Here is a 15,021-nt window from a genome sequence, read left to right as displayed (position 1 = left end):
TTTTGCCCGGTCACCCGTTGGACAAAATCTGCCCGTCCGGTCTGCTATCATAGAGAGCAGGGAGGGACAGCATGGTCATTTATCTCGATGTGCTGGCAGTGGTCAATCTTGCAATGGACTATCTGCTCCTGCTTGCCACCGCGCGGATTGCTGGGGTCTTTGTCCCGCGGGTGCGTCTGCTCATCGGTGCGGCAGTAGGCGCAGCCTATGCCGTGTGTGCCGTTCTGCCTGCGACTACCTTTTTGCAGAACGGTCTGTGCGAGCTGGCCGCTGGGGTCGGTATGGTTGCGCTGGTGTTTGCACCCTGCAAAGGTCGGCTTGTGCGCGTTTCGGTCGTCTTTGGTCTGGTCTCCTGTGCCTGCGCGGGTGCGGTGATGGCACTCGGTCAGGCGACCGGCGCTATGCTGCGCGTCGGAGGTGCGTACTATCTGGACGTGCCGCTGCGCGTGGTCGTTCCAGCTGCGTTGCTGTGCTGGTGTGCGAGCGGGTTACTGTTTCGCGGCACAGCTGGACAGAACGGGGGCGAGCGTCCGAGCGCACAGGCGGAGCTGACCTTTGCCGGAAAGCGAGCAATCGTGCACTTGCTGTGCGACACGGGCAACACCCTGTGCGAGCCGGTCACCGGACGGCCTGCGCTGCTGCTTGATCGGTACGCGGCGGCACGGCTGCTGCCGAGCGAGCTTGCAGGTGTGGTCAGCGGGCTGCGGTCGGACAATGCAGGCGACCAGATGGCCAGTCTGCCCGACGCGTGGCGCACCCGGTTTTGTCTGCTGCCTTACCGAGCGGTCGGACAGAACAGCGGATTGCTGCTCGCGTTCCGGCTGGACGATGTGCACATGGACGCAGGAAAGACCGATTGCAGATTGGCGGCCATCAGCGCGCAGCCGATTGCAGGCGGACGGTACGATGGACTCATCGGTGTTTGAAAGGAGCGAGGCGGACAATGAAAAAGTGGCTGAGACGGATTTTGGCGCGACTGCGTGCGCTGTGCAGCGGGGGCATTTATTACATCGGCGGCTCTGAGGTGCTGCCGCCGCCGCTGACCGGACAGGACGAGGCCGACTGCATCGCGCGGCTGATGGCGGGAGACCCCGAGGCGCGGGATGCGCTGGTCGAACATAATCTGCGATTAGTGGTGTATATTGCACGCAAGTTCGAGAACACCGGTGTGGGTGTGGAGGATTTGATTTCCATCGGTACGATCGGTCTGATGAAGGCGGTCGGCACCTATAAGACCGACAAAAATGTCAAGCTCGCGACTTATGCTTCCCGGTGCATCGAAAACGAGATTTTGATGCATCTGCGCAAGGTGTCCGGGCAGCGCGCCGAGGTGTCGTTTGACGAGCCGCTGTCCTCGGACTGGGACGGCAATGAATTGCTGCTCTCGGACATTCTGGGCACCGAGCCGGACAGCGTCATTCGACCGATTGAGGACGACGTTGACCGCGAACTGCTCCGGCAGGCGCTGTCCCAGCTGCCGCCGCGTGAAAAGCAAATCATCTGTCTACGCTTTGGACTGGGCGGACGGCGCAGCATGACCCAGAAGGAGGTCGCAGATCTGCTGGGAATCTCACAATCGTACATTTCACGCCTGGAAAAGCGCATTATTTCACGGATGAAGAAGGAAATTCTGCGCTGGGTTTGACACTCCTTTACCGCTCTGCTATAATAAAATGCAGAGCGAAAGAGGAGCGGATCGAGATATGAAGCAATATTACGCCATGATCGCGGCAGCAGGTGCCCTCTGGGGTCTGCTGTCGCTGTTTTTTGAGGTGCTTTCGGCTGCGGGACTGACCTCACCGCAGGCGGTCGGCGTGCGCACCGTGTGTGCAGCTGTTGTTATGTGGCTTTGGCTGTTTGTGCGCGATCGCCGCGCGCTGAAGCTCAAGACCTGGAAGCATCTGTGGTATTTTGTCGGCACGGGTATGATCAGTCTGGCATTTTTCAATTCTTGCTACTTTGCCTGTATCGAGCGCTCGACCATCGGCCTTGCCGCATTGCTGCTGTACACCGCGCCGGTGTTTGTCATGCTGTTTTCTGCCGTGCTGTTCGGGGAAAAGCTGACCGGACGTAAGATCGGTGCACTGGCGCTGACCGTCGTGGGCTGTGGACTGGCAACCGGTGCATTTTCGGGCGGTTTGTCGGTGCATCCGGCGGCGTTGGCCTTCGGTCTGGCCTCGGGCATCGGCTATGCGCTCTATACCGTCTTTGGAAAATTCGCCCTGCGCGATTATGATTCCCGCACCATTACAGCATATACCATGCTGTTTGCAGCCATCGGTGTTTTGCCCATCTCGCAGCCAGTACAGGCCGCACGCATTGTGTTTTCCTCGCCGCAAACGGTCATTATGGCGCTGTGTGGTGGTGTGCTGTGCACCGTCCTGCCTTATCTGCTGTACACCAAGGGACTGACCCGGGTGGACGCGGGCAAGGCTTCCATCGTGGCTTGCGTGGAACCAGTTGTCGCTGCGCTGGTCGGCATGCTGCTCTTTGCCGAACCGCTGGATGTTGGACGGCTGGGCGGTATGGCGCTTGTGCTGGCAGCCATTGTGCTGCTCAATCTGCCGGTTTCGCATCGGACGCGCGCCGCTTCCTGAACAAACAAAATCCCGTGCTCCAAATGGATACACGGGATTTTTTGCATCCGCATGCACACACTTGTCAGTGCCGCGCGTTTTGTGATATCATGGATACAAAGAAAGGATTGATCGTTATGCTTTTTGAAAATATTTCGATTTTAGCTGATGATTTTACCGTCAAGCACGGCCAGTATGTAGGCGTCAAGGCGGATAAGATCGCGTATATCGGTTCCGAGCGTCCGACCGAGGATTTTGGTGAGACTTATAACGGTAAGGGTAAGTTGCTCATGCCTGGTATGGTCAACGCGCACTCGCATGCGCCCATGACTCTGCTGCGCGGTTACGGTGAGAACCTGTCCTTGCAGCGCTGGCTGAACGAGCGTATTTTCCCGTTTGAAGACAAGCTCAGCGACGCGGCTGTCGCACCGGCAACCCGTCTGGCCATTGCCGAAATGCTGCGTTTTGGTACGGTGTCGTTTACCGACATGTACTTTTTCAGCCAGACCATGGCCGATGCCATTCTGGAATCGGGCATTAAGTGCAACCTGAGCCGTGGATTGACCGTCTTTGACGACAGCGATTACGAGCAGACTGCCGCCTACAAGGACAATTGCGACTTGCTTGCGCGTTATCAGAACGCAGGTGATGGCAGACTGAAGATTGACCTGTGCATTCACGGTGAGTACACGACCACGCCCAAGGTGGTCGAGGCAGTCGCAAAGCATGCTAAGCAGGTCGATGCACGCGTGCACATTCACCTGTCCGAGACCCAGAGCGAGCACGAGGAATGCAAGGCGCGTCACGGCATGACGCCCGCAGCATATTTTGAAAAGCTGGGTCTGTTTGATCAGCCGACCACGGCAGCGCACTGCGTCTGGCTGGATGACAGCGATTTTGCCATTCTGGAGCGTCGCGGCGTGACCGTTGCGTCCTGCCCGGTCAGCAACATGAAGCTTGCGAGCGGCTTTGCACGCGTGCCCGAGATGCTCAAGCGCGGTATCCATGTTGCGCTGGGTACGGACAGCGTTGCTTCCAACAACAACCTCAATCTTTTCAAAGAGATGTTCCTGTTCGCAAATGTATACAAAGGTGCAACCCATGACCCGACCGTTGTCACCCCGGCTGAGGCGCTGGCCGCTGCGACGGTCAACGGTATGCGCTCGCAGGGACGCGATGACAGCGGTCTTGTCCGTGTCGGCATGAAGGCTGACCTTGCGGTGCTGAACGTCGACGAGCCCTGGATGGTGCCGGTTAACGACTGGACGACCAATCTGGTTTACTCGGCACAGGGAAGTGACGTCTGTCTGACCATGGTTGACGGCAAGGTGCTGTATCAGGACGGCGAATACAAGACCATCGATATCGAGAAGGTCAAGTTCGAAGCACAGCGTGCAACCGACGCAATTCGCGCACAGCTGTAAGTAAAACCCGGAAAGGAGCGGTCATTTATGTATGAAAAGATGAGAGAAAGTGCGGCGTTTCTCAGCCGTGCATTCGGTGGGAGAATCCCGAGTGTCGCATTGGTGCTCGGTTCGGGACTGGGCCCGCTGGCCGATGAACTCAAAGACCCGGTGACCGTTCCGTTCGGTGAAGTTCCGCACTTCTGCCGTTCCACAGCACCCGATCATGCAGGCCGACTGGTGCTGGGTGAGCTGTCTGGTAAGACCGTCTTGTGCATGCAGGGTCGACTGCATGGGTATGAAGGATATACACCGGCTGAGGTATCTTATCCCATCCCGGTATTCAAACTGCTGGGCATTAAAACGGTCATTTTGACCAATGCAGCAGGCGGTATTAACCTGGACTTTTCGGCAGGAGATTTTATGGTCATCGATGACCATATCAACTTTACCGGAAAGAGTCCGCTGACCGGTCCGAACGATGACCGTGTTGGCCCAAGGTTTAACGATATGTGCCACGTTTACCCGAAGGACTTGCGTGATCTGGCCGATCAGGCCGCGGAAAATTGCGGTTTGTCTTTGCGACATGGCGTGTATGTTGGCGTGAATGGTCCGCAGTATGAGACAGCGGCGGAGATTCGCATGTTCCGTACAATGGGCGGCGATGCTGTGGGAATGTCAACCGTGTTTGAGAGCATTGCGGCTGCACATTGCGGATTGCCGGTTCTTGCAGTGTCCATGATTACCAATATGGCCGCAGGCGTGACCGGAAATGCACTGTCGGATGAAGAAGTCAAGGAAATGGCAGCAAAGGGCGGCGAGCAGTTCCAGACGCTCATGCGTGAAATCGTCGCTTTGCTGTAAAACTTACCACCGCACCCATTATTGAAGCTTTCGCCGGCCTTTCTCGAAAGGCCGCGGGTTCTCAGGGCAGAGCCCTGAGCCGGACTCCGCAGAGTCCGGAACTCCTTTTTGATTCCCGGTGTTCGACCCGGGAATCAACTTGAACTAAAACCAAACCGCCGTCGCAGACGGCGTAATTCCCATGCGGCAATTGGCCGCTCATAAAAAAGACCGTCCCAATCTGGGACGGTCTTTTTAAATATCTTCCTGCAATACCATCTCGTGTTCCATCGCCCGGAACCCATACCGCTCATAGACCGGTCGACCCATTGCAGTCGCTTCCAGCGTCAGAAAGGTCACACCGCGTGCTTGCGCATCGGCTGTCAGCAGATCGAGCAGCTTGGTGCAGATGCCTTGCCGACGGTATTCCGGTGCAACGTAGAGATTCATATAGTATCCCTTTCGGCCGGTGGGATTGTCTACCGTGGGCATAACGCGAAAATAACTGATGCCGCCCGCGCCAATCCAGCAATCACCGTCGAAGACCAGATAGGCCGTGTGTGAGTCATCTGCCAGCGCGTCGGCATAGTAGATGCGCGATTGCTCTTCAACTTGGGGAAGCGGTGTATCGGGCGGTAATTCGTTTGCGGCACGCAGGACGGTGAGGCGTGTTTGGACGAGCAGGTCAAGGTCGGACAGTTGGGCTTTTTGGAAAGTCAGAGACAAGGAAATGCACTCCTTTGAAGTGTAGGGAAGGAAAGACAGCCGCCCATCTGGGCGGCTGTTTGGATGTTTGTTTTGGTTGATTCCGGTCAAAAGACCGGAATCAAAAGGAAAGTTTCGAGCCTGCGGGCTCGACCAAGTTTCACTTGGATGGACTCAAGGGACTCGTCCCTTGAGAATCCCGATTTTCGCCTGTGGGCGAGAAATTACTTCTTAAATACGCCGGTCACGTCCAGGGTTGCGAAGTAATCCTCGGGGGTCTCTGCGCGGCGGATGAGCTCGGTCGTGCCGTCTTCACGCAGCAGGACTTCAGCCGAACGCAGCTTGCCATTGTAGTTATAACCCATTGCAAAACCGTGTGCACCGGTATCGTGGATGACCAGATAATCGCCGTCGTCGATCTCGGGCAGCATGCGGTCGATGGCAAACTTATCGTTATTCTCACACAGACCGCCGGTCACGTCGTACTTGTGATCGCAGGGCGCGTCTTCCTTGCCCAGAACGGTGATGTGATGGTAAGCGCCATACATCGCCGGACGCATGAGGTTTGCAGCGCAGGCATCCAGACCTACATACTCCTTGTGCGTATGCTTGTGATGCAGGCACTTTGCAACCAGGCAGCCGTAGGGGCCCATAACAAAGCGACCCATCTCGGTGTAGATGGCAACGTCGCCCATACCAGCCGGTACGAGTACCTCTTCGTATGCCTTGCGAACACCCTCGCCGATGGCCATAATATCGTTTGCATTCTGCTCGGGACGGTAGGGGATGCCAACGCCGCCGGACAGATTGATGAACGCGATATGTGCACCGGTCTCCTCGTGCAGCTCGACTGCGGTCTGGAACAGCAGACGTGCGAGCACCGGATAGTACTCGTTTGCAACCGTGTTGGAAGCCAGGAACGCATGCAGGCCAAAGTGCTTGACACCCTTGCTCATCAGCTTGCGGTATGCCTCGGTCAGCTGGGGACGGGTCATGCCGTACTTTGCATCCTGCGGGGTATCCATGATCTCATTTTCGATCTTGAAGTCACCGCCCGGATTGTAGCGGCAGGACATGGTCTCCGGGAACGGAGCGATCTTCTCAAAGAAGTCGATGTGGGTGATGTCGTCGAAGTTGATGATTGCACCCAGCTTTGCAGCCAGTGCGAAATCCTCAGCCGGGGTCACGTTGGACGAGAACATGATATCCTCACCAACCTGACCGACTGCCTCGCTCATCAGCAGCTCGGTGTAGCTCGAGCAGTCGCAGCCGAAGCCCTCTTCCTTGAGGATCTGAAGCAGGCGGGGATTGGGGCAAGCCTTGACAGCAAAATACTCGTGGAAGCCCGGATTCCAGGCAAATGCCTGCTTGATGCGGCGTGCGTTCTCACGAATGCCCTTCTCGTCATAGAGGTGGAAGGGAGTGGGGTACTTCTTGACCATTTCCTGAACTTGCTCCAGGGTAACAAACGGCTTTTTCTGGTTCATTGGGGTTCATTCCTTTGCGGTTTAGATTTATTTCTTTCCTAAAATCCGCTCGAAGCGGCGGCGGGTCATGGCCTCGCGCCGAGCGGTTTCCTCTTCGTCGATTTCAAGAATGCGGTCGCCCTCGTACCAGACGACCATGCCCTCGCCGGCCATAACGGGTGCATGGCTGCGGGGAATTTCGATCATACCGTGATCGGTTTCCAGAATGATAAAATCGCCTTCGAACCGGTCAACGACTGCCTGTTCTCTCATGTGGCGTTGTCTCCTTTGTTAGTTGACAGGGGTTGGATAACGGAAGGTGCCCGAGTCGGCAGTAACGTGCACGGATGCACCGTGTTCTGCCAGACGGACGAGTGTTTCGGGGTGCGGATGGCCATAATCGTTGTACTTTCCACAGGAAATGACCGCGATTTTGGGCGATGCGGCATCCAGAAACGCATTGGTAGACGAGGTGTCGCTGCCGTGGTGTCCGACTTTGAGCACATCACAGGAAAGATCGGCGCCCGAAGCCAGCACTGCTTCTTCGGCCTGCGCTTCGGCGTCTCCTGTGAACAGCACGCGGAAGTCGTCCGCGGCAAACATGGAGATAATGGAATCGTTGTTTACATTGTCGAATGTATCATCGGGCGCGGGTGCCAGAAAAGTCAGACTGGCATGGTTGCCGAACTCGAGTACCTGTCCGGGACTCGGAACCTGCACCGACACACCGGTCTGTTCGGCAGCGTCCAGCATGGCCGAATAGGTGGCGGTCAGCGCGGTCTGCGCGGGCAGATAGAGTACGTCGGTCGGAAACGTTTCCAGCACAGCAGCCATGCCGCCGATGTGATCCTCGTGTGGATGGGTACCGACTGCGGCGACCAGACGAGTCACGCCTGCCTCTTTCAGGTAGGCGATCACCTGATCAGAAGTTGCTGTCAGACCTGCATCTATGAGCACGGCTTCGCCGCCGGACACGATCAGCGAACAGTCGCCCTGTCCCACGTCGATGAAATGTACGGTGGTCTGCTGCTGCATGGGATCGGAGATGATCTCCTGTCCAAAACTCACAAACAACTCGTACGCGATCACCAAAACGGTCAGGATACACAGGAAAACAATGGACTTTTTCCCAGGCTTTTGCCGGGAAGTGCTGGAATTGTCTGCCAAAACATACCTCACATTCGACGGGTGCAGACCTCCGTATACAACGCAATCATTATACAATGACACCGCTCAAACTGCAAGGATAACGGGGGTATCTTGCAAGATTTTATAACTTTACCAAAATAAACGCTGTTTTGGCCGGTACATTTTCATACTTTTGACAACGAAAGTGCACGCGCCAGTTTGGACAGCGGTTCCGGGGTCAGTGCAAAGCGTGCAGCCTGTGCTTCACAGGCAGTCTGGAACGCATCCGCGTCGCCTTCTTTGTACTCGCACTCGATCTCGCAGAACTGCACCGACTGCGAACCGCTCGCCAGCGTTCCGATGTCGAGCGACAGCTCGGCAGAGAAGCCGTCCTGTGTCCACATGACCGGTTGACGGTCAAAACAGACGTGCGCGATGGGAATAAGCTCGGACTGTGCCAGATGCTGACACAGCTCGGCCGATGCGCCGTGCGCGGGGAGTTTTTGCAGGCCGTCGATCAGCGTGTCGGCAGCGCACTCGTATTCCTCGTGCACGTGCAGACCGTTCTGCGCCTCGGTGCGCAGCTTCATGCAGCACACCTTGCGGCCATTTTCGCTGCGCAGACGCAGACCGATTTTTCGGTCGCGCAGACTGTGCGCGGCATCGTCGTAGTAGGTCGCGTCCATGTGCAGGATGGTCTGCGGATGGGGATGCAGTCCAAGCGACTGACACAGCGCGTCAAACTGCTGGGCGGATGCCTTCCATTTGAATTCACGTTCCATGTCAGCGCACCTGTCCGTTGCCGAAGATGACGTATTTCTGCGAGGTCAGTGCTTCCAGACCCATCGGGCCGCGTGCGTGCAGCTTCTGGGTGGAAATACCGATCTCAGCGCCGAAACCGAACTCAAAACCGTCGGTAAAGCGGGTGGAAGCGTTGACGTAGACGGCTGCTGCGTCGACCTCGTCGGTAAACTGCTGGGAAGCCGCGTAGGACTCGGTCACGATGCACTCGGAATGTCCGGTGTTGTAGCGGTTGATGTGTGCGATGGCCTCGTCGATGGAGTCCACCACCTTGACCGAGATTTCATACGCCAGATATTCCCGGCCATAGTCGTCCTCGGTCGCGGGGACGATGCTGTCGCCCAGAATCTCCATCGTGCGCGGACAGCCGTGCAGGATGACGTGATCGGGTGCGAGTGCTTTCTGTGCCATGGGCAGGAAGGCTTCGGCAACATCACGATGCACGAGCAGGCTTTCGGCGGCGTTGCACACCGAAATGCGCTGGCACTTGGCGTTGACCAGAATGCGAGCGGCCATGTCCAGATCGGCAGAAGCATCGACGTAGACGTGACAGTTGCCCGTGCCGGTCTCGATGACCGGGACCGTAGCGTTCTGCACGACCGCGCGGATGAGTCCGGCGCCGCCGCGCGGGATGAGCACATCCAGATAGCCGTTGAGCTTCATCATCTGATTGGCGCTCTCGCGGGTGGTGTCCTCGACCAGATTGATGGCATCAGCAGGTAAACCACAGTCGGTCAGCGCCTGACGCATGAGGTCGGACAGACACTTGGACGAGTGGAAAGCTTCCTTGCCGCCGCGCAGGATGCAGGCCGAACCGGCCTTGAAGCACAGCGCGGCAGCGTCCACGGTGACGTTGGGACGGGCTTCGTAGATGATGCCGATGACACCCATGGGCACACGGCGCAGGCCGATGCGCAGACCGTTGGGACGGGTGCGCTGCCACAGCACTTCACCGATGGGGTCGGGCAGAGCGGCGACCTGACGGCAGCCCTCGGCGATCCCGGCAATGCGGTCTGCGGTCAGGGTCAGACGGTCGATCAGACCTTCGTTCAGACCGTTTTCCCGTCCGGCCTCAATGTCCAGACGGTTGGCGGACAGGATTTCGTCGGTATGCGCCAGGAGCGTGTCGGCAATGGCATTCAGACCGGCGTTTTTGGCGTTGGTATCCAGCTTGGCAACCGCCGACTTGGCCGCTTTGGCAGCCTCGGCGATGGTCATGAGATCGCGCATGGGGATCAAACCTTCTTTCTCTTGAACTTTCGCTTGAACAGGGTACCGACCTTCTTGCCGTCTACGATATCGTAGAGCACTTCGGCGCGGTCGCCCTTGGTGATGAGCATGGAGACACCGTTTTCCATACAGATCTCAGCAGCGGACAGCTTGGTCGCCATACCGCCCGTGCCGCCCTTGGTGCCCGGGCCGCCCGCGATCTTGCGCAGATCGTCGTTGATGGCCTCGACACGGGAGATGAGCTGCGCGTCCGGGTTTTCACGCGGGTTGTCGCTGTACAGACCGTCGATGTCGGTGAAGATAATGAGCAGGTCGGCCTTGCACAGCTGTGCGACGACGGCCGACAGGGTATCGTTATCACCGAAGGTCTCAACGCGGCTGAGCTCCTCGGTGGAAACAACGTCGTTTTCATTGACGATGGGCACGACACCGGCGGTCAGCAGGGCGTCAAAGGTGCCCTCGACGTTGGCGTAGTGCTCGGCGGATGCGATATTGTGGCGGGTCAGCAGGACCTGCGCGACGGTCACGCCGTATTCGAGGAACATCTTGTCGTAGATGTGCATAAGCTCGCACTGACCGACGGCAGCGGCAGCCTGCTTCATGCGCATATCACGCGGGCGATCGACGATGCCGAGCTTGTTGAGACCGACACCGACCGCACCGGACGAGACCAGGACAAGTTCAAATCCTCGGTTGTGCAGATCGGAGATGACGCGCACCAGATGTTCGATGCAGCGAATGTTCAGTTTTCCGTTGGGATAGGTCAGCGAAGAGGTACCGATCTTGAGCACCAGACGGCGCGCATCGGAACGAGTGGACATGGGAAAAGACTCCTTTAATAAAGTAGTAGATAGATAAATTTATTCTATCATAAGCGGGCGGCAGAAACAAGAGAGCAGGCCATATCTGGGGCCGGCTTGTGGATGTTGACGCATCCGGACAGGCGGTAACAGCAGTGTGCATGCAAAATCACAAATTCTTGGTATTTTGCGGAAATTTGCGTGCGAGGCAAAAGGAATTGTGTTATAATAATATGCTGTATACCAATGCAACTAACAGGGAGGAAGATCGGGATGCAAAACCGTCTCACCGTAACCATCGCAGGCCAGAAATTCTCACTGGTCGCGGACGAACCCGAAGCATACATGAAAGAGATCGCGGCCCTGGCAGATCAGAAGATCGCAGAGGCCAAGAAACTGGTTGGCAATACGACGTTTTCGACCGGCGTACTGGCAACTCTGAACATGGCCGATGAGGCCGTCAAGCTGCGCCACCAGTGCGAGGAGTACAAAAACCAGGCACAGGAGCAGCAGGAAGCACTCGCCAAAAGCAAGAGCGAGCTGGGCCTGATGCAGGACGAGCTCGACACCATGCGCCGTGCGCGTCCGGATGAAGACCCGGCCGTGCTCCTGGCCGAAATCAAGCGGCTGGAAAAGGAGCTGGACACCGCACACAATCTGCATGACAGCGTGTGCGCCGAGTCCGATGCCGAGATGGCAAGACTCAATGGACAGATCGACCAGCTGACCCGTGACCGTGACCAGGCCAAGGCAAGACTGTCCGACATGGATGCCTTGCAGATGCGCATTCAGGCGCTGACCCGCGAGACACAGGAGCTGCGCGAGGAGCTGACACGGGCACAGGCCGAAAAGGCTGCCGCGGTGCATGAGCAGGAAAATTCGCTGCAAAGCGAGATTGACCAGCTCAATGCTGCACTCGACGCACTGCATGTCAAGGAATCCACCCAGTCGGCCGAGGCACAGGATCAGATCGACGCGCTCAACAAGCAGATCGAGTCGCTCAATGAGGAGATCGAGATTCTGCGCGGTGCACGCACTGATACCGAACCGCTCTACGCCGAGATCCGCAATCTGCAAAACGCACTCGATGCCAAGGAAAAGCAGGTCAGCGAGAACATTCAGCTCAAGGAAGAGATCGAAGGACTCAAGCACAAGCTGGTCGAGAACGACCCCGAGCCGCTGCGCAATGAGATTCGCAACCTGCAAAATGCCCTCGACACCAAGGAAAAGCAGGTCGGAGAGAACAGCCGCCTCAAGGCGCAGATCGAGGAACTGGACGAGCGTCTCAAGCGCAACGATCCGGCACCGCTCTACGCCCAGATCCGTCAGCTGCAGGCAGCGCTGGATGAGCGCCGCAGTCAGGCCGACGAGAACGCACGCCTGCGCGATGAGATGCAGCGTCTGCGCGACTCGTACCACGACGTGCGCCCGACCGTCGAGTTTGAGCAGCTGAACAAGGAGCTGACCGATGTCAAGGCTGAGCTGTCCAAGGCGAAGATTCAGCTGGCTGGACGAGAGATCGGCGAGATCGGCGAGCTGCGCCGTGAGCTGACCCGCCTGCGCCAGCTGGAGAAGGATTACAACAACATGGAAGACCCCGAACCGCTGCACGCTGAGATCGATCGCTTGCAGGAGGAGGTCAAACGCGCACACCTGGAGACATTAGAGGCCGAGAAGAAGGCTGCACCGCAGCACGATGCAGGTGATCTGGCCGAGATCGAACGCCTCAAGCAGGAACTGGAAGAGGCACACAAGGCAGCAGAGCAGCCTGCACCGGCGGCTGAACCGGTAAACGAGCAGCCGGACGAGCGGGATGCCGAGATGCAAGCCTTGCAGGCTGAGCTTAAGAAGGTCAAGGCCGAGCTCAACCGTCAGATTCAGATCAACCAGTCCCAGGCACCGCGCGGGAAAAAGAAGAAAGGCGGAAAGTAATGCCCGAATTATTAGCCCCGGCCGGTTCCTTTGAGGGCGTGCGCGCAGCCGTGCAGAGCGGTGCAAACGCCGTCTATCTGGGCTTTGGCACGTTCAATGCCCGCCGTGGTGCAAAGAACTTTTCGCGGGAGGAGATGGCCGAGGCCATTGCCTACTGCCGCACCCGCGGGGTCAAAACCAATGTTACATTTAACATCGTCGCCCTCGACCGTGAGCTGTCCGAAGCCATGGAGGACGTGCGATTTCTGAGCGAAGCGGGCGCAGATGCGCTCATCGTGCAGGATTTGGGTCTTGCACGGCTCATTCGTGAGCATGCACCCGACCTGCCGCTGCACGCGTCCACCCAGATGACCATTCACACGCTGGATGGTGCGCTGCAAGCCAAGGAACTGGGCTTTTCCCGCGTCGTGCTGTCGCGCGAGTGCACGCTGGACGAGATCGAGAAGATCACCCGCGAGGCGGGCGTGGAAACCGAGGTCTTTGTGCACGGTGCGCTGTGCATGTGCTACTCGGGTCAGTGCTACATGTCGTCGGTCATCGGTCAGCGCTCGGGCAATCGCGGCCTGTGTGCCCAGCCCTGCCGCTTGCCCTACACCTACGACTCCGGCAAAAAGGGATATCCGCTCTCGCTCAAGGATTTGTGCGCGGCCAAGTGGATTCCGACCCTGACCCGGATGGGTGTGTCGTCCTTCAAGATTGAAGGACGCATGAAGCGTCCGGAGTACAGCGCGATTGTCACCAAGATTTACGCCGATCTGCTGCGCGAGCAGCGCGGCCCGACCAAGGAAGAAAACGAAGTTTTGCGCAAAGTCTTTTCGCGCGACGGCTTTACCGACGGTTATCTGACCGGCAAGGTGGACGACAAGATGTTCGGCACCAAGACCGATCTGCCCATGAGCGAGGTCAAGTCGCTCTACGAGGAAGCGGCACACCGTTTTGCCGAGGGCAAGGAAGCGCCGCTCGTACCGGTCACCATGTCCTGTACGGTCACACCGGACGGCATTTCGCTCGGCGTGTCCGACGGAGAAGAGCACGATGTAGGCACAGCCGACCATGAACCGGTCGAGCAGGCCAAGAACCGTCCGACTACCCGCGACATGCTGGTCAAAAATCTGGTCAAGACCGGCGGTACGCCGTTCTATGTCGCAGACCCGGACGACGATCTCATCATCAACCTGCCCGACGGCCTGATGGTTCCGGCTTCGCGTATCAACGCCTTGCGCCGCACGGCGCTGAACACGGTCGCCATGCTGCGCGGCCTGCCGCCTAAGAGAACTTGGAAACCGTTCCAAACTTCACACAATCGACACAAAAACGCCGCATTCGAGGGGTATACTTTAGAGATACGCAAGCTGTCTCAGCTGACCCCGGCCATGCAGGCGCACAAGCCCCAGACGGTCTACGTCCCGCTCGCAGAGCTTGCCGGGGAACCGGATACCGTACGCTCTCTGCTCTCTGAGGGTATGCCGCTCGCGGTGCACATGCCGCGCATCTACACCGATGCCGAGCAGCCCGAAATCGAGCGCATGCTGGATGTCGTGCGCGACTGCGGTGTGCAGACTGCCTGCGCGATGAACGTCGGACAGCTGCCGCTGCTGCGCCGCAAGGGATTTATCGTGCACGGCGGCTTTGGTCTTAATGTATGCAACGGCGCGGCACTCGATGCACTGGCTGAACTGGGTGTTGTTCGACAGACGCTGTCGTTCGAACTGCGCACGGCACAGCTGCGCGACATCGACAAGCCCATCCAGACCGAAATGGTGGTCTACGGCCATCTGCCGCTGATGATTTTTGAAAACTGTGCCATCCGCCGCAAGACGGGTAAGTGCAGCTGCAAGCAGGGCATTACCACCCTGACCGACCGCACCGGCCAGCGCTTTGCGCTGCTGCCTGAATTCGGCTGCCGCAACACGCTGCTCAACAGCAAGCCGCTCTATCTGGCCGATAAAGACGACTGGAAGAAGGTCGGCGCACAGCTCGGACGCATCTGCCTGACCACCGAGTCGCCCGAGCGGGCTGGCGAGATCTGGCAGGCGTACACCGAGGGCAGGGAAGTGACCTTTGCCGACGGCTTTACCCGCGGACTGTACGGACGCGGTGTCGAATAACACGGATATGGGAATGTAAAAGGAGCAAT

14 protein-coding genes are annotated in these 15,021 nt (G+C 57.9%); 7 read left to right on the top strand and 7 right to left on the bottom strand.

Annotation, left to right across the window (positions count from 1 at the left end; genetic code table 11):
• Positions 1–71 precede the first annotated feature (71 nt).
• The 5 genes from B5F17_RS07650 (at position 72) to B5F17_RS07630 (ending at position 4,843) form a co-directional block, all read left to right on the top strand.
• Positions 72–926: a sigma-E processing peptidase SpoIIGA gene (locus tag B5F17_RS07650; RefSeq protein WP_087372619.1), complete on the top strand. Its 855-nt coding sequence runs from the start codon at positions 72–74 to the stop codon at positions 924–926.
• A gap of 17 nt (positions 927–943) precedes the next feature.
• The gene (gene sigE / locus B5F17_RS07645) at positions 944–1,645 is read left to right on the top strand and encodes an RNA polymerase sporulation sigma factor SigE (protein WP_016147661.1); all 702 of its coding nucleotides are present in this window, start codon (positions 944–946) and stop codon (positions 1,643–1,645) included.
• Between the two features lie 58 nt (positions 1,646–1,703).
• A complete protein-coding gene (locus B5F17_RS07640; RefSeq protein ID WP_162608120.1) occupies positions 1,704–2,597 on the top strand; it encodes a DMT family transporter in 894 nt (297 codons plus the stop codon).
• Positions 2,598–2,686: 89 nt separating this feature from the next.
• Entirely contained in the window at positions 2,687–4,000 is a 1,314-nt protein-coding gene (locus B5F17_RS07635; RefSeq protein ID WP_242968724.1) for an amidohydrolase, read from the top strand.
• 27 nt (positions 4,001–4,027) lie between these two features.
• The gene (locus B5F17_RS07630; protein WP_087372609.1) at positions 4,028–4,843 is read left to right on the top strand and encodes a purine-nucleoside phosphorylase; all 816 of its coding nucleotides are present in this window, start codon (positions 4,028–4,030) and stop codon (positions 4,841–4,843) included.
• 234 nt (positions 4,844–5,077) lie between these two features.
• Here B5F17_RS07630 and B5F17_RS07625 read toward each other — a convergent pair whose 3' ends face one another.
• The 7 genes from B5F17_RS07625 to proB form a co-directional block, all read right to left on the bottom strand.
• The gene (locus B5F17_RS07625; protein WP_087372606.1) at positions 5,078–5,548 is read right to left on the bottom strand and encodes a GNAT family N-acetyltransferase; all 471 of its coding nucleotides are present in this window, start codon (positions 5,546–5,548) and stop codon (positions 5,078–5,080) included.
• A 203-nt stretch (positions 5,549–5,751) separates the two neighbouring features.
• Positions 5,752–7,014: a diaminopimelate decarboxylase gene (locus tag B5F17_RS07620; RefSeq protein ID WP_087372602.1), complete on the bottom strand. Its 1,263-nt coding sequence runs from the start codon at positions 7,012–7,014 to the stop codon at positions 5,752–5,754.
• Positions 7,015–7,041: 27 nt separating this feature from the next.
• A complete protein-coding gene (locus B5F17_RS07615) occupies positions 7,042–7,266 on the bottom strand; it encodes a DUF3006 domain-containing protein (protein WP_016147655.1) in 225 nt (74 codons plus the stop codon).
• 18 nt (positions 7,267–7,284) lie between these two features.
• Positions 7,285–8,160, bottom strand: a complete 876-nt coding sequence (locus tag B5F17_RS07610) for a ComEC/Rec2 family competence protein (RefSeq protein WP_087372599.1) — start codon at positions 8,158–8,160, stop codon at positions 7,285–7,287.
• A 146-nt stretch (positions 8,161–8,306) separates the two neighbouring features.
• Positions 8,307–8,903 carry a CYTH domain-containing protein gene (locus tag B5F17_RS07605; RefSeq protein WP_087372596.1) on the bottom strand — a complete coding sequence of 199 codons (597 nt, stop codon included), beginning with the start codon at positions 8,901–8,903 and terminating at the stop codon, positions 8,307–8,309.
• Between the two features lies 1 nt (position 8,904).
• A complete protein-coding gene (locus B5F17_RS07600; protein WP_087372593.1) occupies positions 8,905–10,152 on the bottom strand; it encodes a glutamate-5-semialdehyde dehydrogenase in 1,248 nt (415 codons plus the stop codon).
• A 5-nt stretch (positions 10,153–10,157) separates the two neighbouring features.
• Positions 10,158–10,973, bottom strand: a complete 816-nt coding sequence (gene proB, locus B5F17_RS07595) for a glutamate 5-kinase (RefSeq protein ID WP_087372589.1) — start codon at positions 10,971–10,973, stop codon at positions 10,158–10,160.
• Positions 10,974–11,225: 252 nt separating this feature from the next.
• Between proB and zapA the strand changes: the two genes are divergently transcribed.
• Together zapA and B5F17_RS07585 are read left to right on the top strand one after the other, a co-directional pair.
• Positions 11,226–12,884, top strand: a complete 1,659-nt coding sequence (zapA, locus tag B5F17_RS07590) for a cell division protein ZapA (protein ID WP_162608119.1) — start codon at positions 11,226–11,228, stop codon at positions 12,882–12,884.
• Complete coding sequence (locus tag B5F17_RS07585; RefSeq protein ID WP_087372583.1) at positions 12,884–14,992, top strand: U32 family peptidase; 2,109 nt, start codon at positions 12,884–12,886, stop codon at positions 14,990–14,992. Before zapA ends, B5F17_RS07585 begins: the two co-directional genes overlap by 1 nt.
• Positions 14,993–15,021 lie beyond the last annotated feature (29 nt).

The organism is Butyricicoccus pullicaecorum (genome assembly GCF_002160355.1).
GTDB lineage: Bacteria > Bacillota > Clostridia > Oscillospirales > Butyricicoccaceae > Butyricicoccus > Butyricicoccus pullicaecorum.
This window is presented reverse-complemented; position numbering and strand designations above follow the sequence as displayed.